At 50.9% G+C, this 26,089-nt stretch carries 26 protein-coding genes; 13 read left to right on the top strand and 13 right to left on the bottom strand.

The genetic code is table 11. The features are described 5' to 3' along the window. Positions 1-76: 76 nt before the first annotated feature. From M0R33_RS11655 to M0R33_RS11610, 10 genes are all read right to left on the bottom strand, one after another. Positions 77-940 carry a F0F1 ATP synthase subunit gamma gene (locus tag M0R33_RS11655; protein WP_292568972.1) on the bottom strand — a complete coding sequence of 288 codons (864 nt, stop codon included), beginning with the start codon at positions 938-940 and terminating at the stop codon, positions 77-79. Further along, the gene (locus tag M0R33_RS11650) at positions 918-2,441 is read right to left on the bottom strand and encodes an alternate F1F0 ATPase, F1 subunit alpha (RefSeq protein ID WP_292568970.1); all 1,524 of its coding nucleotides are present in this window, start codon (positions 2,439-2,441) and stop codon (positions 918-920) included. Before M0R33_RS11650 ends, M0R33_RS11655 begins: the two co-directional genes overlap by 23 nt. Next, positions 2,431-3,198, bottom strand: a complete 768-nt coding sequence (locus M0R33_RS11645; RefSeq protein WP_292568968.1) for a hypothetical protein — start codon at positions 3,196-3,198, stop codon at positions 2,431-2,433. The genes M0R33_RS11650 and M0R33_RS11645 overlap by 11 nt, the downstream gene beginning before the upstream one ends. A 3-nt stretch (positions 3,199-3,201) precedes the next feature. Next, positions 3,202-3,489 (bottom strand): F0F1 ATP synthase subunit C, encoded by a 288-nt coding sequence (locus tag M0R33_RS11640; protein ID WP_292568966.1) that lies wholly within the window; start codon positions 3,487-3,489, stop codon positions 3,202-3,204. A gap of 1 nt (position 3,490) precedes the next feature. Continuing rightward, positions 3,491-4,183, bottom strand: a complete 693-nt coding sequence (locus M0R33_RS11635) for a F0F1 ATP synthase subunit A (protein ID WP_292568964.1) — start codon at positions 4,181-4,183, stop codon at positions 3,491-3,493. Further along, entirely contained in the window at positions 4,180-4,470 is a 291-nt protein-coding gene (locus M0R33_RS11630; protein ID WP_292568962.1) for an ATP synthase subunit I, read from the bottom strand. Before M0R33_RS11630 ends, M0R33_RS11635 begins: the two co-directional genes overlap by 4 nt. Further along, a complete protein-coding gene (locus M0R33_RS11625; RefSeq protein ID WP_292568960.1) occupies positions 4,457-4,771 on the bottom strand; it encodes an AtpZ/AtpI family protein in 315 nt (104 codons plus the stop codon). The genes M0R33_RS11630 and M0R33_RS11625 overlap by 14 nt, the downstream gene beginning before the upstream one ends. Positions 4,772-4,775: 4 nt before the next feature. After that, entirely contained in the window at positions 4,776-5,162 is a 387-nt protein-coding gene (locus tag M0R33_RS11620; RefSeq protein ID WP_292568958.1) for a F0F1 ATP synthase subunit epsilon, read from the bottom strand. 1 nt (position 5,163) lies between these two features. Beyond that, a complete protein-coding gene (gene atpD, locus M0R33_RS11615) occupies positions 5,164-6,591 on the bottom strand; it encodes a F0F1 ATP synthase subunit beta (protein ID WP_292568956.1) in 1,428 nt (475 codons plus the stop codon). A gap of 143 nt (positions 6,592-6,734) precedes the next feature. After that, positions 6,735-7,409 (bottom strand): transaldolase family protein, encoded by a 675-nt coding sequence (locus M0R33_RS11610; protein ID WP_292568954.1) that lies wholly within the window; start codon positions 7,407-7,409, stop codon positions 6,735-6,737. A 141-nt stretch (positions 7,410-7,550) separates the two neighbouring features. On the opposite strand from M0R33_RS11610, the gene M0R33_RS11605 reads away from it, so the two are divergent. The 7 genes from M0R33_RS11605 (at position 7,551) to M0R33_RS11575 (ending at position 15,743) form a co-directional block, all read left to right on the top strand. After that, positions 7,551-8,723: a heparan-alpha-glucosaminide N-acetyltransferase domain-containing protein gene (locus M0R33_RS11605; RefSeq protein ID WP_292568951.1), complete on the top strand. Its 1,173-nt coding sequence runs from the start codon at positions 7,551-7,553 to the stop codon at positions 8,721-8,723. An 817-nt stretch (positions 8,724-9,540) separates the two neighbouring features. Continuing rightward, positions 9,541-10,482: a sugar phosphate isomerase/epimerase gene (locus tag M0R33_RS11600; protein ID WP_292569089.1), complete on the top strand. Its 942-nt coding sequence runs from the start codon at positions 9,541-9,543 to the stop codon at positions 10,480-10,482. After that, entirely contained in the window at positions 10,472-11,344 is an 873-nt protein-coding gene (locus M0R33_RS11595) for a UbiA family prenyltransferase (RefSeq protein WP_292568950.1), read from the top strand. The genes M0R33_RS11600 and M0R33_RS11595 overlap by 11 nt, the downstream gene beginning before the upstream one ends. A 27-nt stretch (positions 11,345-11,371) precedes the next feature. After that, positions 11,372-12,229: an EboA domain-containing protein gene (locus tag M0R33_RS11590; RefSeq protein WP_292568948.1), complete on the top strand. Its 858-nt coding sequence runs from the start codon at positions 11,372-11,374 to the stop codon at positions 12,227-12,229. 17 nt (positions 12,230-12,246) lie between these two features. Then, positions 12,247-13,131 carry a TatD family hydrolase gene (locus M0R33_RS11585; RefSeq protein ID WP_292568946.1) on the top strand — a complete coding sequence of 295 codons (885 nt, stop codon included), beginning with the start codon at positions 12,247-12,249 and terminating at the stop codon, positions 13,129-13,131. Further along, positions 13,128-14,342 (top strand): metabolite traffic protein EboE, encoded by a 1,215-nt coding sequence (gene eboE, locus M0R33_RS11580; protein ID WP_292568944.1) that lies wholly within the window; start codon positions 13,128-13,130, stop codon positions 14,340-14,342. Before M0R33_RS11585 ends, eboE begins: the two co-directional genes overlap by 4 nt. Positions 14,343-14,354: 12 nt before the next feature. Beyond that, positions 14,355-15,743: a nucleotide pyrophosphatase/phosphodiesterase family protein gene (locus M0R33_RS11575; RefSeq protein WP_292568942.1), complete on the top strand. Its 1,389-nt coding sequence runs from the start codon at positions 14,355-14,357 to the stop codon at positions 15,741-15,743. A gap of 8 nt (positions 15,744-15,751) precedes the next feature. Here the strand turns inward: M0R33_RS11575 and M0R33_RS11570 are convergent, their stop codons facing one another. The 3 genes from M0R33_RS11570 to M0R33_RS11560 form a co-directional block, all read right to left on the bottom strand. Beyond that, entirely contained in the window at positions 15,752-16,348 is a 597-nt protein-coding gene (locus M0R33_RS11570) for a hypothetical protein (protein ID WP_292568940.1), read from the bottom strand. A 178-nt stretch (positions 16,349-16,526) separates the two neighbouring features. Next, positions 16,527-17,246 carry a PEP-CTERM sorting domain-containing protein gene (locus M0R33_RS11565; protein ID WP_292568938.1) on the bottom strand — a complete coding sequence of 240 codons (720 nt, stop codon included), beginning with the start codon at positions 17,244-17,246 and terminating at the stop codon, positions 16,527-16,529. A gap of 91 nt (positions 17,247-17,337) precedes the next feature. After that, positions 17,338-19,008: a thrombospondin type 3 repeat-containing protein gene (locus tag M0R33_RS11560; protein WP_292568936.1), complete on the bottom strand. Its 1,671-nt coding sequence runs from the start codon at positions 19,006-19,008 to the stop codon at positions 17,338-17,340. A 653-nt stretch (positions 19,009-19,661) separates the two neighbouring features. On the opposite strand from M0R33_RS11560, the gene M0R33_RS11555 reads away from it, so the two are divergent. From M0R33_RS11555 to M0R33_RS11530, 6 genes are all read left to right on the top strand, one after another. Next, a complete protein-coding gene (locus M0R33_RS11555) occupies positions 19,662-20,912 on the top strand; it encodes a radical SAM protein (RefSeq protein WP_292568934.1) in 1,251 nt (416 codons plus the stop codon). 1 nt (position 20,913) lies between these two features. Next, complete coding sequence (locus M0R33_RS11550; RefSeq protein ID WP_292568932.1) at positions 20,914-21,924, top strand: methyltransferase; 1,011 nt, start codon at positions 20,914-20,916, stop codon at positions 21,922-21,924. Beyond that, complete coding sequence (locus M0R33_RS11545; RefSeq protein WP_292568930.1) at positions 21,921-22,634, top strand: YdjY domain-containing protein; 714 nt, start codon at positions 21,921-21,923, stop codon at positions 22,632-22,634. Before M0R33_RS11550 ends, M0R33_RS11545 begins: the two co-directional genes overlap by 4 nt. A gap of 292 nt (positions 22,635-22,926) precedes the next feature. Next, positions 22,927-24,126, top strand: coding sequence for an inositol-3-phosphate synthase (locus M0R33_RS11540; RefSeq protein ID WP_292568929.1), 1,200 nt, complete (start codon positions 22,927-22,929; stop codon positions 24,124-24,126). Further along, positions 24,123-24,815, top strand: coding sequence for a hypothetical protein (locus M0R33_RS11535; protein WP_292568927.1), 693 nt, complete (start codon positions 24,123-24,125; stop codon positions 24,813-24,815). The genes M0R33_RS11540 and M0R33_RS11535 overlap by 4 nt, the downstream gene beginning before the upstream one ends. A gap of 80 nt (positions 24,816-24,895) precedes the next feature. Next, entirely contained in the window at positions 24,896-25,978 is a 1,083-nt protein-coding gene (locus tag M0R33_RS11530) for a prenyltransferase/squalene oxidase repeat-containing protein (protein ID WP_292568925.1), read from the top strand. Positions 25,979-26,089 lie beyond the last annotated feature (111 nt).

Raw genomic sequence — 26,089 nt, 5'->3', positions numbered from 1 at the left:
ACAATCTCGAAACAATCGATTGCGCGGCGTAAGCGGGCGGCAAATATCCGTCACGGCACCGAAACCATGGGTTGGTCTAGTCGCTATTAACCGCCTCAAAGCCTGCGCCGATATCAAGTAACTCCGCATCGATGGCATCCTGGCGCCGCATCCGAAATTCCGCGGCCAATTCGTCGAGTTTTTCCTGAATGTTTTTTTCGGCTGCCTGGGTGGTGCGCAAACGCATCTGATGCTCCGAAGCCAAGGATGCGGAACAGGCGCGAAACAGACAGATAAACAGATGCTGCCGAATCAGGGCCGCCAGCAGACTTTCGGTGTCAAGACTATAGCTGGGCAGCAGATGAGAGGGCCAGGGTGCTTGGCTCAAGTTGCCGAACGAGCGCGGATCGACGGGCAGCAGGTGGAGCTGAGTGGGTGAACCGGACTGGTTGTAAAACAGCAATACCCGTTCGAACCCACGGTCCTGCCAGGCATCGATTTTAGACAATAGCAGCCGGACAGTGGCAGTAATTGCGGTTGCCGAACCCGGTGTAAAACAGCTGTCCTGTACAGGATGGTCGAGCTCGCTTAAGCGGGTCTGAATCCGCCCGCCAACCGCCAAAACCGTGCGCGCGGATGGCGATACCCCCAATCCGCTCATGCTGTCCAGCGAAAAGTTAACCAGGTCTTCGTTGAAACGCCCGCACAAGCCCACATCCGAGCCGAAAATGATGGCCGCTAATCGCGCAATGGCTCGGGGCCGATCGGGTTTGTCAAAGACTTTACCGCGTAGCGCGACCTGCAAGCCCATTTCCACCGTTTGGGTATAGTCATCCAAAGATTTCAGCACCGCCTCGTACTGACGGGCGCTGACCGCGGCCAATGCCTTCATGGTGCGGACGATGGCATGCAGATCGCCCACGGTTTTGATACGACGTCTAAGGGTTTGTTCGGTCTCCATCGGCCTCTCCAAGATCCAGGGCTTGTTTTGCGGCCTCGAGTATCGCCGCGCGGTCTTCGCCAGTCAGGATTTCGCCTCGCTCGATACGCTGGCCGATTTCGTTCAAATAGTTCATGGCGACAGTGCGCAGTGTTTGTTCCGCTTGGGCAATTTCGTGCAAGGGTAGATTATCGAATAGGCCTTCGGTTACAGCCAGCAGCACTATGATTTGCTCGAAAGGGCTCAAGGCCTCCTGCTCATGTTGCTTAAGAATTTCCCGCACTCGCTTGCCCCGCTCCAGAATGCCCAGGGTTTTCTGATCCAGCCGGGTGCCGAAGCGGGCGAACATTTCCAGTTCCTCGAATTGGGCGTAATACAATTTCAGCGCGCCGGCGACCAGTCGATAGGCCGGCAATTGCGCCTTGCCGCCCACCCGGGAAACGGATTTGCCGACGTCCACGGCCGGTAACAGGCCTTTGTGAAATAACTCGGGCGACAGATAAATCTGGCCGTCGGTAATGGAAATCAGGTTAGTGGCAATGTAGGCGGCCAGGTTTTCCGCTTCGATTTCGATGATGGGCAGCGCAGTCAGCGATCCGCCTTTCGCCAAGTGAGTGGCGCGCTCCAGCAAGCGAGCATGAATATAGAAAATGTCGCCGGGATAAGCTTCGCGGCCCGGCGGCCGGCGCAGCAGCAAAGACAGCTCGCGGTAGGCGAGGGCGTGATGGGTCAAGTCGTCGTAGACGATCACGACATCCCGGCCCTGTTGCATAAAATACTCGGCGATGCTGGTGGCGGCATAGGGCGTGATGAATTGCAGGCCGGGCGGATCTTCGGCGGCGGCCGGGACCACGATGGTCTGCGGCATGATTCGTTGCGCGCGCAAGGTATCGACCGCTCGCGCCACTGCGTCGCCGCGCTGGCCGATTGCGCAATAGATGCAGATGACATCGCTGTCGCGCTGGTTAACCAGTATCGCCAGCGCTATGGCGGTCTTGCCGGTTTGGCGGTCGCCGATGATGAGCTGACGTTGCCCGCGACCGATGGGGATGGCGGCATCTATGACTTTGATGCCGGTTTGCAACGGTTCGGTGACCGGCGCGCGCTCCAGGATGGCGGGCGCTTCCCGCTCGATGGGGCTACGCTCGGTGATATTCAACGGCCCTAGTTCGTCCAGCGGTTGGCCTAAGGCGTTGACGATGCGGCCGAGTAATGCTGGCCCAACCGGTAGGTCGGCCACCCGACCGGTGCGGCGTACCCGGCTGCCCGCGGCTATTTGGGCGCTAGCCCCCAGCAGCACCACACCCACTTGTTCGGGATCGAGATTGAATGCCAAACCGAACAGGCCTGCTTCGAATTCAACCAGTTCCATGGCCTGCACGCCGGGCAAACCATCCACCAAAGCTACACCATGCCCGACATGGCTGATGATACCGGTTTCGACCAGGGTCAAGGCAGGTTGGTGCTGTTCCAATAAGCGCTTGAGGGTCATGGCTGTATTGGTTAAAGCGTCATTCAGCATGGCTGGCTGCTCGGTTTAAAAGGGTATCCAATTCAGCCTGTAGCTCCTCGAAATAACGTTCCACACGCCATTCCAGAGTATAGGCCGGACTGGTCAGTATCAGACCCAGCCGACTGTCCGGCAAGACTTCGAAGCGGACATTAACATTACTATGCGGCAGTATACGCTTCATGGCATCGGCGAACCGCGTGCGCGACGCTTCGTCGAGTTCGCGACTGCTGGCCAACGCCATGTCTTCGGGGCCGGATGCCGACAATAGCTGCTTTTCCCGAGTCGATAGCGCATTCAACCGGTTAAGAAAATTGTCAAATAGCGCCTGTTCCAATTCCTGGCTGCTCAAATCTTGCAAGGCTTTGCGTGCGGTGGCGGTGATCAGTCGACTGAGTTCGTTACAGAGTCGGTTTTGGCACTCGGTTTTTTCTCGCGCCAGGTCGTGCCGCCATTGCTGGGACAGGATTTCGAATTCAGCGCGAGCTTGCTTGGCCAGCTTTTCCCGTTCGTTCTCCGCCGCTTGCCGGGCTGCAGTCATCAGAGCGGTGCGATGCGTCTCCAGTTCCGCCAGTTGGTTTCGGTAGTTATCGGCTTCCTGTTCCGCCTGCTGCATTTTTTGTTCGGCTGCCCGCGCGTTCGCCGCCATGGTCTGTTGACGTTTGTCCATGGCCTGAACGATAGGCTGGTACAAAAAACGCCGTAACAGCCACATCAGGATCAGGAAATTGATCCATTGCGCGGCAACGGTCAGCCAGTCGATTTGCATGCATCAACCTCCGGTCTTGCTGATAAAGTGTTCCCAAAACGGATTGGCAAACATGAAAATCATGCTTAATACCAAGCAATAGATAGCGGTGGATTCGACCATGGCCAAACCGACGAACAAGGTGCGGGTCAATGTCGGGGCCTCGTCCGGTTGCTGGGCTATGGCGCTCAAGGCGTCCGACAGGGCGCGGGCTTCTCCGAGCGCGGGGGCAATGCTGCCGATGGCCATGGTCAAACCGGCGGTAAAGATGGATATGCCGGCGATGATGACGTCGGCGGTAATTTCGTTCATATTAATCTCCTGGGTTTGGGGTGCGGTCGTTGCGGGCGGCTTGGGCGGAGGCGATAAAAACCATAGCCAGCACGGCAAAAATATAGGCCTGTACCAGACCGGTTATCAAGCCGAGAAATTGCAGCAAAATGGGGAAAAACAGCGGCACGATGCCCAGCAGAATAATGCCGATCACCGAACCACTCATCATGTTGCCATACAGGCGCACAGCCAGGGCCAGGGTTCGGGATAACTCGCCGATAATATTAAACGGCAGCATGAACACGCTGGGTTTGATGTATTCGCCAAGATAGGCCAGCAAGCCGCGTTGGGCAATACCGAACAAGGGTACGGCGGCCAGCACCGCCAATGCCAAGGCGGTCGTGCAGGATAATGACGCTGTCGGCGGCGAAAAACCCGGTACGACGGCCAGCAAGTTGGCGGTGGCGATGAATAGAAACAGCGTGCCGACGAAAGGCAGATAGGGGCCGGGTTCTTGGCGGCTGGTTTGGCGGATCTGCTCGCTCAGGCCGCTGACCAGGATTTCCAGCAGATTTTGCCAGCGGGAGATTCGCACACTGTCGTTCAGGCGCCGGGTGACCAGATAGGAGCAGGTGACCAAAATAGCCATCACCAGCCAAGTGTAGGCAATTGTGGCATTGATCGGCAAGGGGCCGATCCAGCCGAGAATATGATCGTCCGGACTCAAGGTCATGGTTCGATTTTCCCCGTCTGGATGCGCCGTACCCACCACCAGCGGGCCAGTAATAAACCCGGCAGAGCGGCGGTATAACGTTGCCAATGGCCGTCCGCTAGCCAGTACAGGCCGATACCGACCAGCGCCAGCCGCAGGAACAGGCTGGCTGCCATGCCCAAACCCGGATAGTGCCAGTGCGGCGCTCGCCGGACGCTCAACCAGAGTCCGCCAAAATACAGGCTGCCCAGCGCAATACCGACGCCCAAGGCTAATAGCAGCTCCGAGAAAAAATCAGGGTTGTTCATCAGTGTGGTTTCCATGTCTTTCCCGTTCTATCCAATACCAGGCATTTCTGCAGCCCAATATCACACCCAGAAATAATAGCGTCAAGGTCCAGGACGGCGGGCCCGGCCACTTGTGATCCAGCCAGATACCCAGGGCAATACCCAATACGGTGGGGATGGTCACCGACCAACCTACCAGACCGAACATGCCCAAACCGAACCACAAGCCCTGCTTGGGCTGCCGGCGCGCGCGTTGGTGGCGAGCGGCCTTACGGCCTATGCGATCGGCCAGTTGTGGGCGGGGTTTGCTTGGTTTGGCCATCTCATCAGTGCTTTTGTAAATCCAGAAAACGTTTCGCCACGCCGGCCTCCAGTCTTGCCAGCACGCTACGCGCGTAGCGGTCATGTTCATCATGAGCGGAGCCGCGGGCCTGCATTGCTGCTTTTAGTGCCTCAGGGTCGTCGCCGACTACCGCTTCGCGGGTGGATACCCGCACTTGGGGGCCGCATTTAACCAGTATGCCTTCATCGATGCCGAGAAACATCTCGACGCCTTCCCGGGTGATATAGCGCAACAGGCCGGGCACCAGCGCCGAGACGAAATCCACATGGCGAGGTTCCAGGCAGAACCAGCCGTTTTCGGCTTCGGCGATCACTTTAGTTACGGCGATATCCACCAGCACCTCGCTTGGCAACAATACCTTTAACTGCATCTTAGGCCTGGTCCTTGTCGGCGTCGAGTTTGGCTTCATCGATCGCGCCTATCATATACAATACGTGCTCGGGAGCGCCGGCATAGTGGTCGCTCAGAATGCGTTCGCAGCCGTTCAGGGTTTGTTCGAGACTCACCCAGCGCCCGGTTTGCCCGGTGTATTGTTCGGTAGCGAAAAAAGGTTGGGTCAGAAAACGCTCCAGGCGGCGGGCCCGGGTGACCGTGCGCCGGTCGGCTTCAGCCAGTTCTTCCAGTCCGAGCATGGCGATTATATCCTTGAGCTCTTCATATTCGGCCAGCGTGCGCCGCACGTCTTGCGCAACCCGATAATGCCGGTCCCCCACCACGCTCGGATTGAGCATTTTCGAGTTCGAGGCCAGCGGGTCGATAGCCGGATAAAAGCCCTGCGCGGCGCGTTTGCGCGATAACACCACCGAAGCCGACAGGTGAGAGAAGGTGTGGCTGGCGGAGGGGTCGGTAAAATCGTCCGCCGGCACATAAACCGCCTGTACCGAGGTAATGGCGCCGCTCTGCGAGCTGGCGATGCGTTCTTCGAGTTCGGCCAGTTCGGTTGCTAAAGTAGGTTGATAACCGACCCGGGAAGGGATGCGTCCCATTAGTCCGGAGACTTCCGTGCCGGCCTGGATAAAGCGGAAAATGTTGTCGATCAGCAGCAGTACATCCTGTTTCTCGGTATCTCGAAAATATTCCGCCATGGTTAGTGCGGCATGACCGACCCGAAAGCGCGCGCCGGGCGCTTCATTCATTTGCCCGAACACCAGTATGGCTTTATCCAGTACTCCGGCAGTGCGCATTTCCCGATAGGTTTCCTCGGCTTCGCGGCAGCGTTCGCCTATGCCGCAAAACAGGCTGACGCCCTGGTAACGCCCCGCCATGTTGTGAATCAACTCCGCAATCACAACGGTTTTGCCTACACCTGCGCCGCCGAACATGCCGGCCTTGCCGCCGCGTTCCAGCGGCGATAACAGGTCGATGGCCTTGATGCCGGTCTCGAACATCGCCATCTTGGCCACACGCCGGGCCAATGGCAGCGGCCGTTGGTGGATGGAACGCCATTCGCCATCCTCGAAAGGTTCGCCGCCGTCTATAGCCTCGCCGAATACGTTCAACATGCGTCCCAGTAATCGCTTGCCGACCGGTACGCTCAACGGCCGGCCGGTATCGACGACGGGCGCGCCGCGAGATAAGCCTTGGGTCGAGTTCAGCGCGATGCCTCGCACCTGAGTAGGGCTTTGATGGGCGACGACTTCGATGATCACTTGCCCGGCATCGCCGGCCTTTAAGGCGTTGTTGACCGCCGGTAAATCGGCCGGGAAAAACACATCCACCACGCTGCCGCGTATAGCCGTCACTGAACCGCCGGCCTGTTGATTAGCGGGCCGGCCCAGAACGGCTGTTTGCGTTGACATGCCGTTCATCGGCTGTGTGCGGATTTGGCGAGGCGTTGAAGATAATCAGGCAGGGTCATGCTTGCTGTTCGCTGCGGCTAAAAGCTTCACCCTAACGCTATCCGCGGATTCAGGCAATCGCATTTTCGTTTGCCGCAGTCAGCTTAATCTTCGTAAGATAAGCGATCGGCAAAAGCCGCATGCCAGTCTTGGCTGAATTTCTCGACTGCGGTGTCCGTGGCTGGAGTGGTCAGGAATTGCCGAGCTATATCGATAGGCAATGTCACTGCCCGCACGCCGTGTGACAACACTTGTAAAACTTGGTGGACATTTTTGAAACTGGCCACCAATAATTTGCTCGGCAACTGATATTGATTGATGAACGATTGCAAGTCGCCGACTACCTGAATGCCATCAACGCCCAGGTGGTCGATCCGATTAACATAGGGGGCCAGATAGTCGGCGCCGTTTAAGGCCGCCAGCATGCCTTGCTGTAGGTTGTAAATTGCTGTAGCCAAAAGCGGAACACCGTCTTTTTTCAACTGTTTGATGGCGCTCAACCCCGCAGTGTGGGCTGGAATTTTTACCACGATGTCAAACGGCAGTTCATGCAGTTTGTGCGCTTCGGCGATAATGTTGTCGGCGGTGTTGCTGATTACCTGCACATGAAATCGGGCCTCGTCACCCAATATTTCCGTCATTGCCGGCAGCAAGCGATTCACGCTCATGCCGCTGGCCGCCATGATGGTCGGATTGGTGGTGACGCCCGCCAAGGGCAAGGCGTGGGATAAGTTTTCAATGTCCGCTAAATTGGCGCTGTCTAAATAAAGTTCTAACATAAAGGAAAGAGATTAATGAATGGATTGCGGGGTCATTGCAGTAGTATACCGATGAACAGCTTAGGGTTGATAGGGTTCATTGGAAGGTCTTTGCCGATCCTGATAAGACAACTTTAAAAATACCGTCAGAGGATAGCTACATTGCATACGCATTCAAATTCGGGGCGATTAACCTCTATCGATACTCTGCGCGGTCTGGTCATGGTTTTGATGACCTTGGATCATACCCGGGATTTTTTCAGCTCGGCTCATTTTAAGCCGACCGATCTCGATCGCACCAATGTCGCCTTGTTTTTGACGCGCTGGATTACCCACTTTTGCGCGCCGACATTTGTGTTTTTGGCGGGTATCAGCGCCTATTTATGGTATTCACGTCGCGAACCGGATGCGCCGATCAGGGCGTTTTTACTCAAACGTGGGTTGCTGTTGATTTTTTTGACGTGTACTGTCGAAGCCTGGGCTTGGAACTTTCGTAACGACTTTAGACAGATAGATGGCGGCGTGTTATGGGCCATCGGCTGGTCAATGATAATGTTGGCCGGGTTGGTGAAGCTGAAGGTGCGCTGGATTGTATCCTTCGGCATCTTGATGATTGTTTCGCATAATGGTTTTGATGCGATCAAACCCGAGGCGTTGGGTATTTTCGGCGCCTGGTGGGCAGTGCTGCATACCGGCGATGATGTTGTTTTGAGCGAGAATTGGTCGATTAACCCCTATTATCCGTTGGTGCCCTGGATAGGCGTGATGGCGGTGGGGTATGGGTTCGGTAAATGGATGAGCGTCGAGCGTTGGCGAACCCGGCGACGCCTTTTGCTGTTGGGGATAACCTTAATGGTCTTGTTTATTGCGCTACGCTTCAGCAATGTCTATGGTGATCCTAATCCCTGGCAAACCTATCCCGATCCGGCATTTACCGTATTATCGTTTATCAACTGTCATAAATATCCGCCGTCTTTATTATATTTGTTAATGACCTTGGGGCCGGCGATTGCCGTGTTGGCTTGGCTGGAGGGGAAGCCAAACTTTTTGGGTCTTTTACAAGTGTTCGGCAGGACGCCGCTGTTTTTCTATCTGGTGCATTTATACCTGATTCATTTGTTGGCGTTGTTGATGGCGAGTCTGGATTCCGGCCCGGTTTCAGCCTTAATGGCTGGCGGTATATGGTCCAAGGATATCCCCATGGATTATGGTTACGGTTTACCAATGGTTTATCTGTTTTGGAGCGCGGTACTGCTGATGCTTTATCCGCTTTGTCTAGGCTTTGAACAATTAAAAGCTCGCAGCCCGCATTGGCAATGGTTGAATTATTTATAGCAATGTCTAATTCTACTTTGTCAGAGTTCACTTCAGTGCGATCGGAGGCCGTCTTGCGTGAGATTGTCTGGTCTTTTGCTTCACCGGAAGCAGTGTTACAAGCATGTCCGACGCAGGTTGCGTTTTGCTTCGAAACTATTGCTCATCCTTACGAGTCGCGGCTTTCTTGCAGTTGGCCTAGTCGTTGCCCCGCGCCTCCGGCAAATACAGGCGCGTATCAATCAAGGCGACCATGTCGCCTCGACAGCGCGTGGCGAACCGGCAAGTATCGGCCCGGCTATTCCTCCGTCCGGCAACAGCGGCCGAGGACTTGCCAAACAACACTACCTTCGGTCGCATAGCTTGATGATCGACTTGGTTGGCGCGCATATAGCCAGGCGCTGTTGAGGTGCCCTGTTGCGGCGAGGATACGAAAAATGGTGAAAATACAGCCGAATGCGTATTCCCATCTTTGGACGGTAATCTCCGAAATTAAGGCGAAATCCCTGCCGATTTAACCGATGGCAACATTTCGGTCTAAGCCTGATGAGGCGTTTGTCGCTTCAAGCTGGAAGGGCGACGCTGGTGGTTACCGCAATTTTGATGAACTTCGAATTCCTGGATTAGCCGAGCCAGCGTTTTATCAGCTGTTGATGCGGTTAAGGCCGGTCTGGCTTTGAACGCCGACGAAGGCTTTCTTCTCGGATTTTCGGCCCCACCTCTCCTTCGAGTGGTCCTGAAGGTTTGCTCACCGATTTGGAGGAGAATAGATGCGGGAAAAATGAATTCCTTGACCCAAGGTAAACTCTTAGAGTAAAAATCCAGTTCCACCGATGTGATGGATTTTAGCCGTTCCGGGTCGACCGGAATCGGTGTTCAAATTATTCGGTATGCGCATAAATCAACTTTCGATCTAAAAATGTTACTTGCTTACAGTACCAATGCATTTACAAAAACGGATTTATCTACGGCATTAACGGAGATTTCCGATCTCGGGTATGCCGGAGCGGAAATCTTATGTGAAAGACCGCATTGGTATCCGGATGATATTGATGAGCGACAACTTCAAATGGTGAAAGAGCTTCTGCAACAAAAAGGTCTAGGGGTCAGTAATTTAAACGCAAACACCGCGAATAGTTTTTTTACATCGCCTCCGCCTGAAAATGTATTTGAACCCTCCTTGACCAATCGGAAACCAGAGATACGCAGAGCGCGTGAAGCAATTGTAATTAAAGCTATACATATGGCCCATAGCATTGGCGCAAAATGTATTAGTCTCACGTCAGGCAGGCCAACGCCGGGATGTTTTCCGGATGACGCAGTGGGCTATTTTATTGAAAGTCTTTCAAGAATATGTGAAGCCGCGCATCAATATAATGTAGCTGTCGGCATTGAATATGAACCAGGGTTGCTCGTTGAAAATGCTTATGAAGTTCTTGATGTAATTGATCGAGTCGATTCGGATTTGCTCGGCGTAAACCTGGACATAGGACATTCTTATTTGAATGGAGAGGAGCCTGAAGTCACCATTGAAGCTCTGAAAGGTCGGATATGGAATATTCATATTGAAGATATCAAAAATATGAAACATTTCCATCTAGTGCCTGGCGATGGCGATATGCCCTTTAAACGGTACCTGAAAGCGTTAAAAAAGATTGGGTATCAAGGGTATTTAACGGCCGAGCTTTATAGCTTTCCTCAATGTCCAGTCGAAGTAGGTCGGCGTTCCTATCAGTATCTTGCCAATTTGTTAGCCGAGCTTGAGTGCAATGACTATTAATATAGTCGACTATCTACAATTGATGCGTGCGCCGGCTGTATTTACAGCATTGTCGAATATTGTCGCAGCGCAATTAATTGTCACTGAGGGGCAAATTGACTGGGAGATTATATTATTACTTGGCGTTTCCTCGATGTGTCTTTATATCTCGGGAATGATATTAAATGATTGCTTTGATTATCAGGAAGACCTTCGTGATCGTCCTGAGCGTCCCCTTCCTTCTGGGCGTATTCCGCTGAAATTCGGATGGCAGTTGGGTTGGACTTTTTTGTTTATAGGTCTGGGCGTTGCCGTTATGGTTGGACTCCAGCAGCTTCTGATCGCCGGATTTTTATCGGTATTAATCGTTTTTTATAACGCGGTAGCAAAAAAACAACTCTACGGTTTCCTTATAATGGGCGGGTGTCGGTATTGCAATTGGCTATTAGGTTTGTCGACAATGGAGTTGCAATGGGGCAGCTTTATTCTGGCGATACCCATATTCATCTATGTAAGCTCGTTGACTTTATTAAGCACTATTGAGACTACTGCTAGTAACAAGAAGTTTATCGTTCATTGCGGTATCGGTATGCTAGCATGTGCGCTAGTGATATTTTATCTACAGCGCCACAGCCCCTATGCAAACATTATCTCTTTATTGGCTCTAGTAGTTGGGTTTTGGTTAGTGCTCAAGCGCTTGTATACGGCATATCAAAAGTTTTCTGTTATGGAAATTCAGCAAACCATAAAATATCTGGTGATAGGTGTCATCCCGCTGGATGCGTTGGTAGTATTATCGGCGGCGGCTAGCTGGTATTCTGTTACGGTATTATCCCTGATGATACCGGGTTGGTTTTTCGCGCGTAGTTTGCGAGTAACTTAATTTACACAATTGGCGAAGGATGTGGGCATGATCGAGGCTGCATACGCTAGGATTCAATCAGAGTTGCAAAGTCTGCGGAACGATAAAGGTATGCAATGGTTGCTGTCGGGCCAAGACAAAATTAAAGCCAAACAAGATGTAGTCAACGATCTGCTGACATGGTCTGCAGGTGCGCGAAGCACTCTAGGTCAGGAGAGGCTAAATGCCAATGCCGAAGCCATAAGCGTAGCCGAAAATAGACTGATGCCTATCGATCAGTGGAGTATTGCCGATGCGGGACGCGCGCTATTGATATTACAAGCTGTAATGTCGGCACCTGAACAGCATGCGCTGATTGTGCGAAGTTACTTTGAGCAGGGCGATGAAAGCGAAGTTGCCATTATGGTCCGTATAGTCAATCTTTTCTATGACGCCGAAAGCTACAAATTTCAAGTGCGAGAAGTCGGTAGGACGAATAGCAAACCCCTTTATGCTGCATTGGCTCAGTATAATCCTTATCCAGCCCGTTTTTATGATGATCATGAATTCAACCAGCTGGTTTTAAAGGCATTGTTCATCGGAGTCGGCATTGCCTCGATAATTGGTCTAAGCGAGCGCGCAAACTTCGAGCTATCCAAAATGTGCGAAGACTATATTGACGAACGCGTAGCGGCGGGACGATCGATACCACCCGATATCTGGCTAGCTCTGGAGCCTTTTGCGAGCGCTAATGGACTTGGTTTAATTCACCAACACCTACAACACGATACCCCTGAGCACAGATATTTTGCGGTTAAAGCGTTGAAGCAGCAAAAACCATTGTGTGCCGAGCGCCAGCAGTGGTTAAATACCTTTCGCAAGAACGAAAAAGACCACAGAATTCTGGCCCTACTATCTTCAAATTAACTTTTGCTTTGGACACGATGATGAAATACTTCGATCCTCATATTCACATGTTGGCTCGGACCACCGACGATTACGAGCGTATGGCTGCAGCCGGAATCGTCGGTGTGGTTGAACCTGCTTTCTGGTTAGGACAACCGAGAACCCAAGCGGCCTCCTTTATCGATTATTTTAATGCCTTAATCGGCTGGGAATCTTTTCGTGCCAGCCAATTCGGCATTCGTCATTACTGCACGATCGGAATCAACCCCAAAGAAGTCAACAATGTTCCGATGGCCGAAGAGGTCATGAAATTTTTACCTCGATATTGTGCCAAAGATAATGTAGTGGCGATTGGTGAAATCGGTTATGACGATATTACCGACGCAGAAGAGCGTTTTTTTGCCGAGCAGCTATTACTTGCCAAGGAACTGAATTTACCGGCTTTGGTGCATACGCCGCATCGGGATAAAAAGACCGGCACTGAGAGAACGCTCTCGTTAGTAAAAGAGGTTGGTATCAATCCGGAATTGGTTTTAATCGATCACCTGAATGAAGTGACATTACCCCTGGTGCTGGATTCGGGTTGCTGGCGAGGGCACTCGGTTTATCCGGACACCAAAATGAGCGAAACCCGCATGGTGGCGCTACTGCAGCAATACGGACTGGAAAAAATGGTCGTCAATAGTGCCGCGGATTGGGGTAAAAGCGATCCGCTGAAAGTGCCGAAAACCGGCCAAGCCATGCTGGACTCAGGCTTCAGCGAAGCCGATGTCGAGCGGGTATTATTTAACAATCCGATTGAGTATTACGCACAAAGCGGTCGAATTTCGATAGAGGAAGTGCTGGCGCCGATGGCGATAGATCAACAAATGCTCTGGGAAGATAATTCCGTATTACGCGGACAAACGCCCGTCGTCCAGTGACCGACGGTTCAGCTCGCAAGCCTTGGCAAAGGCACGAACTGACTTATTGCAGCAATGTTCACCCGGCGGAAACCTATGCGGCGTTGAACGCGGTCGTGGCGGAGTTCGTACGGGCAGTACGGCAAAGGCGCGGTTTGGACTCGATGGGCGCAGGCCTTTGGATCAACCACTCGGTGGCTTCCGAGTTGCTTGATCAACCGGAAAAGCTGCATCAGTTTCATGGTCTGTTAACAGATAGTCAGATCGATTTGTTTGCCTTGAACGGGTTTCCGTATGGCGATTTCCATGCGGGTACGGTCAAGGAGCATGTCTATACGCCGGACTGGAGCGAATCGTCGCGTTTGCTGTATACGCAGCAACTTGCGGAAATATTAGCGTACTGTCTGCCGGATAACGTTGCCGAAGGTACCATATCAACTTTACCACTGGGTTTTCGCCATGGCTGGAACACGCAAAAACACTCGGCGGCAATGGATGCCTTATGTAAATTAGCGAATTTCCTGGAAAATCTTCATCATCGTACTGGCCGTTCCATTCGTGTTTGTCTGGAAATGGAGCCCGATTGTGTGCTGGAAACCACGGACGAGCTGGTTCATTTTTTCCAAAACCAACTACCTGAAACCGCTGCGGCTCTTGGGATTCGAAAGCAGGCGCTAAGTGAGTATTTGGGTATCTGTTTCGATGTCTGTCATCAGGCGGTTATGTTCGAACATTGCGGCGACTCACTCAGCCGTATCGCTGCAGCCGGTATCGCAATCGGCAAAATTCAGATTTCCAGTGCCCTGAGCGTTGCTCAGCCTGTCCGACATCAAGCCCGTCAGGCGCTCGCGGCGTTTGCAGAACCTAAATATCTGCATCAGGTCCGCACCTTGATCGGTCAGCGCTTGGCCGGAGTCCTCGATTTGCCGCTCGCGCTGACTGAAAACGGGCTGGCAGACGGTCATCCCTGGCATATTCATTTTCATGTGCCTATTCAGACGGCTATACTGGCTCAAGCGGAATTGGGAACCACACAAGCGGCTATTTTAGAGACGCTCGATTTTCTAAAGAATAATACACGGCATAGGCCGCATATAGAAGTAGAGACTTATACCTGGCAAGTGCTACCAATCACGTTGCGCCCGCAAAGTGATAGCGATCTGATCGAAGGTCTGAGTGACGAACTTGGTTGGCTGGAAATGGAAATGTATAAAAGAGGGCTAGTTCAATGAGGCGGTATTCCTATGATAAATAGTAATCCCTTACTGGTCATTAACGTTGTCGGTCTTAGCCCTTCGTTGCTGGGTAAACATACTCCGAATCTGAACAGTCTTATCAACCAAGGTTATCTGGCCGAGCTCGATGGCGTTTTTCCTGCCGTTACCTGCACTGCGCAGGCGACCATGCTTACCGGAACGCTGCCACGTGAACACGGCATTGTCGCCAATGGTTGGTACTTCCGCGAGTTGGCCGAAATCGGGTTTTGGAAGCAGGCCAATCAATTGATACAGCGCGAGCAGGTTTGGGAAAGCCTGAAAAAATTCGATCCGGCTATCCACTGCGCGCAAATGTTCTGGTGGTACAACATGTACGCCCATGTGGATTTCTCGGTCACACCCAGGCCGATATATCCGGCCGATGGCCGTAAAATTCCGGCGATTTATTCTAGCCCCATGGCCTTGGGCGTTGAACTGGAAAACGAACTTGGCCCGTTTCCGATGTTCAATTTCTGGGGGCCGACGGCGGACATCCGCTCATCGCAATGGATAGCCGATGCCGCGACGCAGGTATGGCAGAAGCGGCAACCGGCGTTGGAGTTTGTTTATCTGCCGCATCTGGATTACAACCTGCAACGCCTGGGGCCCAATCATCCTGACATTTGGCAAGATGTAAAGAAAATCGACACCATTGCTGGGCAGTTGATCGATTCGGCAATTGAACGTAACGGCGATGTGCTAATCGTTTCCGAATACGGCATCGAGCCTGCCGAAGGCGTGGTGCATATCAATCGGGTATTGCGCGAGCACGGTTTTATCGCGGTTCGCGAAACCTTGGGTTGGGAACTACTGGATTGCGGCGCCTCGAGGGCGTTTGCCGTGGCCGACCATCAGGCAGCCCATATCTATGTTCGGGCACCTGATGATGTCGCCAGAGTCAAAAAACTGTTGCAACGGGTCCAAGGTATCGAATTTGTCTTGGATAAGTCAGAGCAAGTTCAATGGGGGCTGGATCACCCGCGCTCCGGCGAGTTGGTTGTGATGGCGGCACAAAATCAATGGTTTAGCTATTACTACTGGCTGGATGAACAAAAGGCGCCCGACTTTGCCCGAACCGTCGATATTCACCGTAAGCCCGGCTATGACCCGGTCGAGTTGTTCCTCGACCCAAATCTGAAAATTCCCCAATTGAAGATAGGTTTCAATCTGCTGAAAAAGAAGTTGGGCTTTAGAATGTTGATGGACGTGATTCCGCTAATGCCGGAACTAGTGCAGGGCACGCATGGTCGTCATCCTTCGTTAAGCGGTAAGGAACACGGCCCGCTGCTGATAGGCAGCAATAAGAACTTCGCCGACAGAGCTTATGCAATGACAGACGTCAGTCGATTGATAAAAGGGCACTTTTCAAACAGTTAAACGCAGGCTCATTCTGTTGTTTGCAGATAAATGACGTTCACCTGTTGGTCTTGATTGATCAACGTCAGTCTCGATGGGTGATTTTCGTCAACGGCTTTTCGCAGCATTTCAACTGCATTGTGTACGGACGAAATATCCCGGGCATCGATCTGAGCAATCTGGGCATCGGGTGGCAAGCCAGCAAGCGGCAGCACGGTTTCGTTAAATTGCGACATGTTGTCGGCATGGGCCAGGCTGTCCAGCGCCTGTAACAACTCGATCTTATCTACTTTCTTGAAATGCGACAGGGAGTTGTCAGGGGCTGAGGGTGGTGCTTTTGGGCTTTTTTCGTCAGTACTGGTTTTGGCCATTGGATTGCTATCGCTCGAACCGGCGATGCATTCATTCCGGCTCTTATTATTTGCCGATAGCGTGATGCAGTTTTCGGTTATGGCGATAACCTTCCACGCTTGCAAATCATCCCCCGGGGCCACGGTTTTTTTCTCGCCATCGGGAAATTCAAGCAAGGCGCGAAATACACCGCTTCCTAGTTGCATGATCCCTGAAACGCGAAAATCGACGCTATTTTCGCTACAAAGACCGACATCAAGGCTGCCAATCGCCAACGACGCAATCAGTAAAGACATATTTACAATTTTTAGCATGGTACTGAAAATGGTTGGCTACTAAGAGGGGGCGCTTTAGCGGATAAACCCGGTGATTTATCTCTGAATGGGGAAATCCGAGCGGTTGCAAGGTAACGCGCGCGGGCCAAACTTTAACGGGCCCGCGCTTAAATGAAGCCTACGCCTTACACGAATTGCCGCGCAAGTGTTTGTGGAAAAGGCCTATGATGCCAAGGCTCATCAATAGCAATGTACTCGGTTCAGGTACGTTGTTTGTTTGATAAAAGCGTTGTTCGAAAGAGCTCAAGCTTGCTTCGGTGTCAGTGTCGGAGAACACATAAAGGTTTTTACCGATGAAAATTTCGGACCGTGGGCCGAAGAACCCAGAGTCCACTAAGCTGCCATTCACAGCACCGTTGGCCCAGACTTGTTCTGCATTGAGTTCGACAAGATGGTCGAGAGCAAACTGATCTGCAGCGCTGGCCTCACTGGTTCCGACATATTCCCATGCGCCATAACCGTTATTGGTGCCACTTGCAGTTAAACTACCGGTCACGCCAAGACCGACGCCGTTGATTAAGCCGGCTGACGCTGTAACCCGGAAGCCGAAAAACAGATCGGCAAAATCGATACCCGTGACCGTCAGCGGAGAGGTCAAGGTAAAAGAAAGGCCGTATTCGTTTCCCGCGGAACCGTCGCCGATGCCCGTTACATCAATGCTGCTGATGAGATTGGCTGGGCTAAAGGTGTCGTCATGAATAGTCCACTGGTCAAAGGTCTTGTCGCCGACCGTGAGGCTTTGACCGATCAGGTCGCTCAAGAGCGTCGCTTGCGCGCTGCCGGTCGCCAGAAGAGCGGCTATCAGCAAAGGGCCCGTGAATAAATGTATCTTGTTCATATCGTTATCCTCAAATTGGTATTCTGTTTAAAGTCGTCCGGTATAACCGGGAGGGGAGCCAGGCTCACCCTCCCGTTTCAATGCGCGATTATTATGGCTGTTGCCCAATTCGGCCAATGCAAATTTTGGCGTCCTTGGTATTGATGATGCCATTATGGTCAGGGTCTCGCGGATCGTTGGGGCCGCTTGCGGCTTGATACAAGGATCTGTTGATCGAGATGATGTCGGCCTTGTCGATATCGCCGTCATTGTCGACGTCGCAATCGTGGATAACCACTTCGCAGGCATCGCCGGTGCCGTCACTGTCGCTGTCGAGTTGGTCAGGGTTGGCAGTGGTCGGGCAGTTGTCGCAGACATTACCAACGCCGTCGCCGTCACTGTCTTCCTGGTTGGGGTTGGGGTTGATCGGGCAGTTGTCAACCTCATCGCAGACACCGTCGCCATCGGAGTCCACACAAGCACCCCCAGTCGCGCGTTGTAAAACCAAAATTGCGTAAGCGTCGCTGACGCCCCGGTGTCCCCAGTTCCCAGGTGCGCTATTACAATTATATTGGCCGCTGGCGCATTGGTATCCCAGAATGCTGTAGGCATAATCGAAATACTGGTTTTGCGGATCGGCACTGTAATAGCCGGGGCCGCCGGCACCGAAGAGAGCGACTCTAGGCAGTGTCATTGGATCGCGGTGAACTTGGCGAACATTACAGGCCGCATCTGGAGCAAGCGTGCCTAAATCGTCCGGTCCCAGATTGCCGGCATTAATTGGGGTGGAGGCGTGCCGCAGGAATTCGCGTCCTTTGAAGGAGCTCCACAGGTAATACCAGTAACTATTTGCTGACCAAAAATTGCCCATGCTATCCAAATCTTGCCAGCGGTAATGGTTGCGATGCCATCTCAGGTAGTTTTGTACGGCGCTGTCGTTGATGTCGGCGCCGCCAAGAATTTGCACCCAGGTGCCCGAAGCTGTTTGTTGTAATGATGGTTTGTAGGACGCTGCTTGGTATCCATGCCCCCTTTCGGTGGCGTCGACTACATTACAAGAGGCATTGTCCGATCCGGTGTTAGATGTGCTAGGCGGCTGCTCGGAATGGACTTTATATGCATTTCTGGCATTGCTTAGCGCGGTATTGACCAGTCCTAGGCGTGCAGCGTCGGCATACGTTGGGTCCGAATATACCGACTTCGCGGAGGCCAGACCCGCTACCGCAAACTGGGTGGTGGATGAGTCGTCGCAATTGGGAGAGGAAAGGCCGTAACACCAGTATCCCGTGGGTCTTTGGTAGCTTAATAATACGTCGGTCAGTTTGTTGACGGCTCCTACCAAGCTGTACGGCAGTGCGGCCGGCAAATCGGCATGGGCGCCGCGATCAGGCCCGCCGCTACGCAAATACAGTGTTAAGGCCATCAAATAGTTGCCGTTTCTATAGGAGGTATAAAACGTGCCGTTGTCGAGTTGTGTCAGCATATAAGCCACCGCGCGACGCATCCGGGCTTGATCGGTTGCGTTGGCTCCCGAATAGCCTTGGGGCGGGTCGCTGGGAATGCCGCTCGCTCGCTTCTCCAGTAATGCCAGGGTAGGCAGGCCAACACCGTCGCGGTCAACTCCAGTGGGGTTGCTATAAGCGCCAATCGAATCGAGATAATTGATGCCGCGGTCTATCGATGACGATACATCTTGTTCAAATGGGGTTACCGCAAAAACATTGGTACCGGCCAGTAGGGCGCAGGAGCCAATGATGAATGATTTTAGGTGTGTGTTTTTCATAAGTTGTCCTCTCCAAAACTTCCAACATAATTATTCGGTTTATTGGAAGCAATAAACATGCTCAAAATAATAGGCTATATAAAACAACTTGTTACCATGCGCTCTTAAATATTAAAACTTGTAACTGTAAAAAAAACCAACAGTCTTCATGGTATCTGCTCTTGAAATGTTCAATGATCGATACTGACACCAGAATTACCCGGAAAGCCAGCTATTTTTCGAGTTTTTTCCTAAGCACCCGGCTATTAGTACAATTGCATTGCTAATCAATCAACGGTTACGATTCCGGGAAACAAAAGCATGACCGGCACGCTGCACCAAAAGTATCGCGTACTAGGAATATCCGCGGATTAGCTTAGCGAACGCCGGTGCTTTACAAGCAAGTCGAAATAGCCTTATTCTGGATAAAATAGGCTTGCGGTATTTTTTTAATGCTGTCCTGCTGATGGTGTTTCTAAATACCTAGTACCGTAGTTTAATTGCCCGGAACCAGTGTAAAAAAAACTGACACTTAAGTTTAATAATAATTACACAGTATTTTGGTGGTGCACGTTGTCCAGCTTGCTGTTAAATGGCGCCGGCCAGCTCAGGTAATGAATCGCCCAGACCCACGTTTTTGAACTAATCCGCTGTTTCGTAAGGAGAACTAGTATATGCCCAGCACCAAACTGCCTGAAAATGCGGCACTCAAACTGGATCTTATGTTTGAAGGAATTCGTTATAGTAATGCGTTAGGGGAAGCTGCTGATGGCGCTTTTCCCAACTTTTACCCCTATCGCTTCGCCCTCGGCGAACCGGACCCCACGGGCAAAGGCAAGGCCGAAATTCCATACATGCTGGTGACGGAAGATGAAGTATTGAGTCGCGTCAAGGGTAACGGCGAGTCGCCATGGATTGTCGACGGCGACAAATACAACGGCTACCGTCTATGTCACGACCAGATTAAATTTCCGGCGCAGGCCATTCGGTTTACACCCATTCCCGCGTGGATGAAAAAACGTACCCGCGATGGAACAGCGATGGATCAAACCGGCATCAGTTTGCATACCGATATGGCGGTGATTAATGTAGCTCCTGCTTGCCAGTATTTCCTGGCGGAAAAACAAAATGGCAAGTCGATGCGTTGCGGTTTTTGCGCATACGGCGCACCGGATGCGCGTAGCGAACAACTGGGTCAGGACATATACCAAACTTCCTTGCCGGATTTGACCTATGCCCGGATGAAGGAAACCCTTGCTGAGTTGGTGAATAGCGACGAGGTGAGGCATATTTATCTGGTAGGCGGCTCGATGGCGGACTGGGCCGAAGAAGGGCAGCGCTTTGTGGAGCTCGCCAGGCAGGTTCAATCGGTTAATCAGCATAAAATTCCGGTTACTTGCGGGTCGGGCGCATTGCCGGACCGATATATCAAGCAGTTACATGACGAAAACTTGGTGGATGCCGTTTGCTTTAACCTGGAGGTTTGGTCGGAGGCGCTTTTTGCCAAGGTTTGTCCAGGCAAACACAAGTTTGTAGGCTATAAAAGCTGGATAGCCGCGCTGGAATATGCGGTTAAAATATTTGGCAAAGGTAGGGTGTATACGGCCATGGTTGCCGGCATTGAGCTCGGTCCTGATTACGGTCTGACTTATCGGGAGGCGCTTAACCAAGCCCTTCGTGGTGCCGAAGACCTCATTTCAAGAGGCATCATTCCAATTTATTCATTGTTTTGGCCAGTTGCGGGGCACAATTTGCCAGCAGCATACGCTAATTTGAGGGACTATTTCGAACAGTTAAATCTTGGTTATGCTCAAATCAGAAGCGATTATGGCATGACTATCTGGGATGGATTTATGTGTCATTGTTGCGCCTACATGCAATTGGAATGCGATATTGATTTGCACAGCACCATAGAGGAGCATTAAATTGAATAACAACGCTACATTTCAAGACCCGAGCGCCATCATGAGCTTGGCGACAGCCTATTGGAATTCGCAGATCTTTTTAACGGCCCATCGTATAGGTTTATTTTCACTGTTAGCAAAGACGGCGAAGACAAGCGAACAAATAGCGATAGCGTTGAATACGAAGCCCAGACCTACTGCGTTGCTATTAAATGCCTGTGTGGCGCTAGGCATATTGGAGAAAGATCGGGAATACTATAAGAATGCGCCGTCGACTGAGTTCTTTCTTGTTCCAGGATCTCCCGCATTCATGGGTAATGCAATCAGCTACAGTGACGATCTCTACGAAACCTGGGGCAAGTTAGAGCAATGCTTGCGAGAAGATAAGCCTATGCTGCCGCCTGCGGAATATCTCGGCAGCGATGTTGAAAAAACCCGGCATTTTGTTTATGGGATGCATAATCGAGCAATGGGCACCGCCAGTGCGCTGGTCAATTTAGTTGACTTGGGTGATCGTCGACAATTGTTGGATGTAGGTGGAGGTCCAAGCACCTATTCTTGTATGTTTGCCGGGCGCTATCCCGAGCTGAAAAGCAAAGTGCTTGATTTGCCGGGGATTGTTGCTCATGCGAACGATATCATTAGTTCCATGGGCAAGCAGCATCAGGTTTCAACTCTGCCTGGTGATTATCACACCACCGAATTTCCAGAAGACAACGATGTGGTTTTAATTTCCGGCGTCTTTCATCGAGAAAGCGAACAGGATTGTCGGAAATTGATCAATAAAGCTGCTGATAGCCTAAACAGTGGCGGCATGCTGATTATCAGTGATGTTTTTGCCGATATGGGGTGCTGCAGTCCTGTGTTCGCGACATTGTTTGCTGTGAATATGGCGCTTACCGCTGAAAATGGCGGTATCCACGCGGATGCCGATGTCATGAAATGGATGGCCGACGCCGGATTCACGGGTTTGGAAATAAAAAAATTCCCGCCTCCTATGCCGCATCGACTGATTGCGGGATATAAGCAATGAAAATGAAGTTTACATGGGTTTTAGTTTTAGCCTTCCTCCTGCTTGGCTGTAGCGAACAACCGATTCGACCTACTGAGGAAGTGATAGAGCTCAATGGAAATAAAGTTACCATCGTTAAATTGGATCAGGGGCATTTCAAAATCGGCAATATATTGGTCGACACGCGATCCAGACGTTTTGAGGTGCAGGGTAAATTTTTGCGAGTAGGGCCGCCGATAGAGTTTTTGGCCGTTGCCAAAAATGGACGCCGAGGCTACGAGAGTTTGCTTGAGTTCGACGTTAACGTATATGAGTTTAATTTGGCTTGCATTCTGATTGGATTGGATGCGCATAAGGGGGCGCCTCCACGGGCTCACTTCGATCCTTCTGTCATTGAGGGTGACGCCGTGCAAATTACTTTAGCCTGGGAAAAGAATGGAACTCATGAAGAGCACGAGGCATCGGAATTTTTTTTAATAGGCGATAAAAGCTTAGTTAAGGGTGATTGGGTGTACACCGGGTCAACATTTGTTTCGTCGGGGTATTTGGCGGATATAGACGGAGGCACGTTGGTGGGTTTTGTTCATGATCCGGCAAGCATTATCGAGCATGGACACGGGTTTGGCTCATCCAGTTATGGGGGGTTAAAACTTAACCAGGCTTTAATGCCTGCTGTAGATATGCCGGTGACGGCAATTTTCGAATATGTCGGCAATACGCAAAATAATTAAAAAAACCCGGACGATATTTTGCCTAAACTCTAATGCTTATCCTTGGATTCGATAAAAATTCGCTACATCTATCTTGCTAGTAACCCTCCGGTTTAAATGGTGATATTAGGTTAAGCCTGAGCCGCTACAATTAATTGTATTGCAATAAATTCGCATGCCTTTGTTTTTTGAGTTCCTGTTATTATGTTGCGGGAACGGCTGAATGTTCGTTTTTCGTTTACCTGGTTTTCGACAGCTATTACTACGCTGTAATGTAGTTACACAATTTCTTCATCATCAATATTATAAAGGTATGAAATTAAATCCTTCTAGGGCAGGCGTTTGGCTTATTGGTGCCTACGGCGATATTGCAACAACCTTGATTACGGGCAAAATAGCCATACAAGAAGGGCTGGCATCTAGTGCCGGGCTTGCGACCGAAATGTCGCCTATGAATTTGTTAAATATCTGTGCACTTGACGAGCTGATTATAGGCGGACACGACATTTTTTCTAGCACAGTCAAGGAGCAAGCGGAAGCGGTCTGCGATCGATCAAGGACCTTCTCGTATCCCTTGCTAAAGCAGATAGAACAACAGCTGGAAAAAATCGGCCAAGATATAGAAGTGCTCCCTGAATTAAATTGGGAGTTTACTCAACCTGGAGAGTACTTGCCGTCGCTTGTCGAATTGTGTAATAAATTTAGACACTTGCTCAAGGTATTTGCCTCCAAGCATAATCTTGACCATATTGTAGTGGTCAACATTGCTTCTGCTGAAACGTTTATACCGTTAACTGCCGCCCACGAAAATATTGATGAATTTGTAAAGTTGATTGACAGGGATCGCAAAGATCAGGTTTCACCTAGTATGCTTTACGCATATGCCGCTTTCATGGAAAATTATTCTTATTTAAACTTTACGCCTAATGTGGGTGCCTCAATTGGCGCGTTGCAAGTATTGGCGGTGGAAAATGGCGTGCCTTTTTACGGTAATGACGGTAAAACCGGCGAGACCTTGGTTAAGACTGCCTTGGCGCCTATGTTTGCGGCCCGTCATTTAAAAGTGATGAGTTGGGAAGGTACTAACTTATTGGGTAATGGCGATGGTAAAACCCTGAGCGAGCCGGAAAACTGTAAGAATAAAATTCAAAATAAGGCGGCGGCATTGCCGCAAATTCTGGGCTACCCTGTCCATGCCGGTGTCGATATCAATTATGTGCCGTCCTTAGGCGATTGGAAAACAGCATGGGATTTGATTCATTTCAAAGGTTTCTTAGATGTACCGATGACGATGCAATTTACTTGGCAGGGGTGCGACTCGATTCTGGCCGCGCCGTTGGTACTGGATATGGTCAGGTTGATGGAGTTTGCTCATCGGCAAGGGGAGCATGGTCCTATGCATCACTTGGCGTGTTTTTTTAAAAACCCGATCGGTGTTGGAGAGCACAATTTCCATAAGCAGTATGAAATGCTAATCGATTATGCGGCCAAACACCTAACGCAAAGCCAATGACAAACCCTGCGCCAAGCGCCCGGAATCAAGTTTTGGCTTTTTTGTTGGCCTGGTTTTTAATCGTTTTGGCGGGGTTTTGGGCGCCTTCCATGTGCATTGATAGCGCTGGGCCGGTTTCATTAAAAGCCGATTTAATGTTACGGACGATTATCGTTATCGGCCTCGGCTATTTACTCTATCCAGGTTGGCAATTGCAACCAAGCCGGATACAAGCGTTGTTCTGGAGTTTTATGCTGGCATTGGCATATTTGACCATAGCGATTTACGTTGATGATAACAGCGTATTTACGGCCACGGCGTTAAACGCCACTATTGCCATTTTTCTGCTCAGTCTGTTTCTGCACGGCGTCGTCATCAGCCTATCGGCACTATCCACTCGTAAGGGTATGCTACCTTTATGCGGCATATGGATATTCGTTTTGTTATTTACCCTGCCGTTGTGGGTGGCGCCGTGGGTGGAAACGGCTATAGTGACTCCAGCCCGATTAAACATCATGCTTTGGAGCAGTCCGCTAAGTTATCTTGCGGCCATGTTGGATTATGATTATCTGCGGCAGCAGTGGTTTTATCAGCATCTACCCTATGGAGCCCTGCGCTATGACTATCCCGATGCCCGTTACTATAGTATAGGTTTGTTGATCGTCTCGCTTATTACATTGGTGAATCCAAAGCTCGGCAAAGGCCTATAAATTTTTTGGCGCCAATCATCGTATCGTGATTTTGTTTAAACTTTAAATGCGTCCTTTTATTAATTCAGGAGTAAACGTCAATGAAATTATATAAGTCTGTCTCCGCTTTCTTCATTTCCGTCGCTATTTCGTATGGTGCGGTTGCCGGTCCGGCAATGGATCCAGAACTGAAAGGCAAGTCCAATCAGGCCGTTGATTTAGGACTTCACTATTTGCGCGAACATCAAGCGGAAAACGGCTCGTGGTCGAACTCGGTCGGCGTGACGGGACTTGCCTTGCGGGCATTTCTGGAAAGCCATAGGCAATATAAAGAAGAGGATGGTCCGTTTATCACCAAATCGATCAAATTTATCCTCAGTCAGGTAAAGCCGAATGGTGCTATCAGCGAGAGCATTCAGAATGTCAGTTACAACACGGCGGTCGCCATTACCGCGTTGAAAGCCACTAATAATCCAGCCTATGCCGAGGTCATTGGCAATGGGCAGAAATTTATCAAAGGCATACAACTGGATGAGAGCAAGGATTATTCGCCGGATCATCAATACTATGGAGGCATAGGCTATGGCGGTGATGAACGTCCGGATATGTCGAACCAATATGTTGCCTTGGAGGCTCTGAAGAAAACCGAAGTTGATTCCAACGACCCCGTTTGGCAGCGAGCCTTGAAATTCATCAGTCGCAGCCAAAATAACAGTGAGACCAATGACCAGGCCTGGGCAAAAAATGATGGCGGTTTTACTTATATGCCGGGCTACAGTCCAAACGGTGAAACCAATTCTTATGGCGGTATGACGCATGCCGGCTTGGTCAGCTTGTTATTTGCCGGTCTTGATAAAGACGACCCAAGGGTAACGGCGGCCTATAGCTGGATCAAACAGAATTACACTCTGGAACACAACCCCGGAGCATTAAAGGATCAAGGGCTGTTTTATTATTACAATGCTTTTGCCAAGAGCATGTTTGCCTATGGCGAGCCTGAAATAACGGATGGCAACGGTATCGTGCATAACTGGCGCAACGATTTAGTCGGAAAGCTGCTCAGTATACAAGCAGCAGATCGTTCATGGGTCAATGAAGTTGCTAGATGGTGGGAAGGCGACAAAAACCTGGTTACTGCCTGGAGCATAATCGGGTTGAATTATGCTACCAATGAAAGCCCCTAATTGAAGATGCGCAATTAAACAATGATCCAGCGCCGATTGTACTCATGGGTTTTGGCATGGATTTACCTCAGTAGCGCGGAGGCCGACATAGCGCCGAAAATCGACACGTTT

It is taken from the genome of Methylomonas sp., assembly GCF_023228165.1.
Lineage (GTDB): Bacteria > Pseudomonadota > Gammaproteobacteria > Methylococcales > Methylomonadaceae > Methylomonas.
Note: the sequence above shows the minus strand (reverse complement) of the source record. Positions and strands in the feature narration are given on the sequence as shown.

What these genes read in the sequence shown, in the direction of transcription:
- atpD (WP_292568956.1), bottom strand. Translation starts at nt 6,591, where the DNA reads ATGTCAACGCAAACAGCCGTTCTGGGCCGGCCCGCTAATCAACAGGCC.
- M0R33_RS11540 (WP_292568929.1), top strand. Translation starts at nt 22,927, where the DNA reads ATGAAATTAAATCCTTCTAGGGCAGGCGTTTGGCTTATTGGTGCCTAC.
- M0R33_RS11610 (WP_292568954.1), bottom strand. Translation starts at nt 7,409, where the DNA reads ATGTTAGAACTTTATTTAGACAGCGCCAATTTAGCGGACATTGAAAAC.
- M0R33_RS11650 (WP_292568970.1), bottom strand. Translation starts at nt 2,441, where the DNA reads ATGCTGAATGACGCTTTAACCAATACAGCCATGACCCTCAAGCGCTTA.
- M0R33_RS11590 (WP_292568948.1), top strand. Translation starts at nt 11,372, where the DNA reads ATGATCGAGGCTGCATACGCTAGGATTCAATCAGAGTTGCAAAGTCTG.
- M0R33_RS11655 (WP_292568972.1), bottom strand. Translation starts at nt 940, where the DNA reads ATGGAGACCGAACAAACCCTTAGACGTCGTATCAAAACCGTGGGCGAT.
- M0R33_RS11600 (WP_292569089.1), top strand. Translation starts at nt 9,541, where the DNA reads ATGGATTTTAGCCGTTCCGGGTCGACCGGAATCGGTGTTCAAATTATT.
- M0R33_RS11545 (WP_292568930.1), top strand. Translation starts at nt 21,921, where the DNA reads ATGAAAATGAAGTTTACATGGGTTTTAGTTTTAGCCTTCCTCCTGCTT.
- M0R33_RS11555 (WP_292568934.1), top strand. Translation starts at nt 19,662, where the DNA reads ATGCCCAGCACCAAACTGCCTGAAAATGCGGCACTCAAACTGGATCTT.
- M0R33_RS11575 (WP_292568942.1), top strand. Translation starts at nt 14,355, where the DNA reads ATGATAAATAGTAATCCCTTACTGGTCATTAACGTTGTCGGTCTTAGC.
- M0R33_RS11585 (WP_292568946.1), top strand. Translation starts at nt 12,247, where the DNA reads ATGATGAAATACTTCGATCCTCATATTCACATGTTGGCTCGGACCACC.
- M0R33_RS11620 (WP_292568958.1), bottom strand. Translation starts at nt 5,162, where the DNA reads ATGCAGTTAAAGGTATTGTTGCCAAGCGAGGTGCTGGTGGATATCGCC.
- M0R33_RS11635 (WP_292568964.1), bottom strand. Translation starts at nt 4,183, where the DNA reads ATGACCTTGAGTCCGGACGATCATATTCTCGGCTGGATCGGCCCCTTG.
- M0R33_RS11595 (WP_292568950.1), top strand. Translation starts at nt 10,472, where the DNA reads ATGACTATTAATATAGTCGACTATCTACAATTGATGCGTGCGCCGGCT.
- M0R33_RS11640 (WP_292568966.1), bottom strand. Translation starts at nt 3,489, where the DNA reads ATGAACGAAATTACCGCCGACGTCATCATCGCCGGCATATCCATCTTT.
- M0R33_RS11625 (WP_292568960.1), bottom strand. Translation starts at nt 4,771, where the DNA reads ATGGCCAAACCAAGCAAACCCCGCCCACAACTGGCCGATCGCATAGGC.
- M0R33_RS11565 (WP_292568938.1), bottom strand. Translation starts at nt 17,246, where the DNA reads ATGAACAAGATACATTTATTCACGGGCCCTTTGCTGATAGCCGCTCTT.
- M0R33_RS11535 (WP_292568927.1), top strand. Translation starts at nt 24,123, where the DNA reads ATGACAAACCCTGCGCCAAGCGCCCGGAATCAAGTTTTGGCTTTTTTG.
- M0R33_RS11560 (WP_292568936.1), bottom strand. Translation starts at nt 19,008, where the DNA reads ATGAAAAACACACACCTAAAATCATTCATCATTGGCTCCTGCGCCCTA.
- M0R33_RS11630 (WP_292568962.1), bottom strand. Translation starts at nt 4,470, where the DNA reads ATGAACAACCCTGATTTTTTCTCGGAGCTGCTATTAGCCTTGGGCGTC.
- M0R33_RS11645 (WP_292568968.1), bottom strand. Translation starts at nt 3,198, where the DNA reads ATGCAAATCGACTGGCTGACCGTTGCCGCGCAATGGATCAATTTCCTG.
- M0R33_RS11530 (WP_292568925.1), top strand. Translation starts at nt 24,896, where the DNA reads ATGAAATTATATAAGTCTGTCTCCGCTTTCTTCATTTCCGTCGCTATT.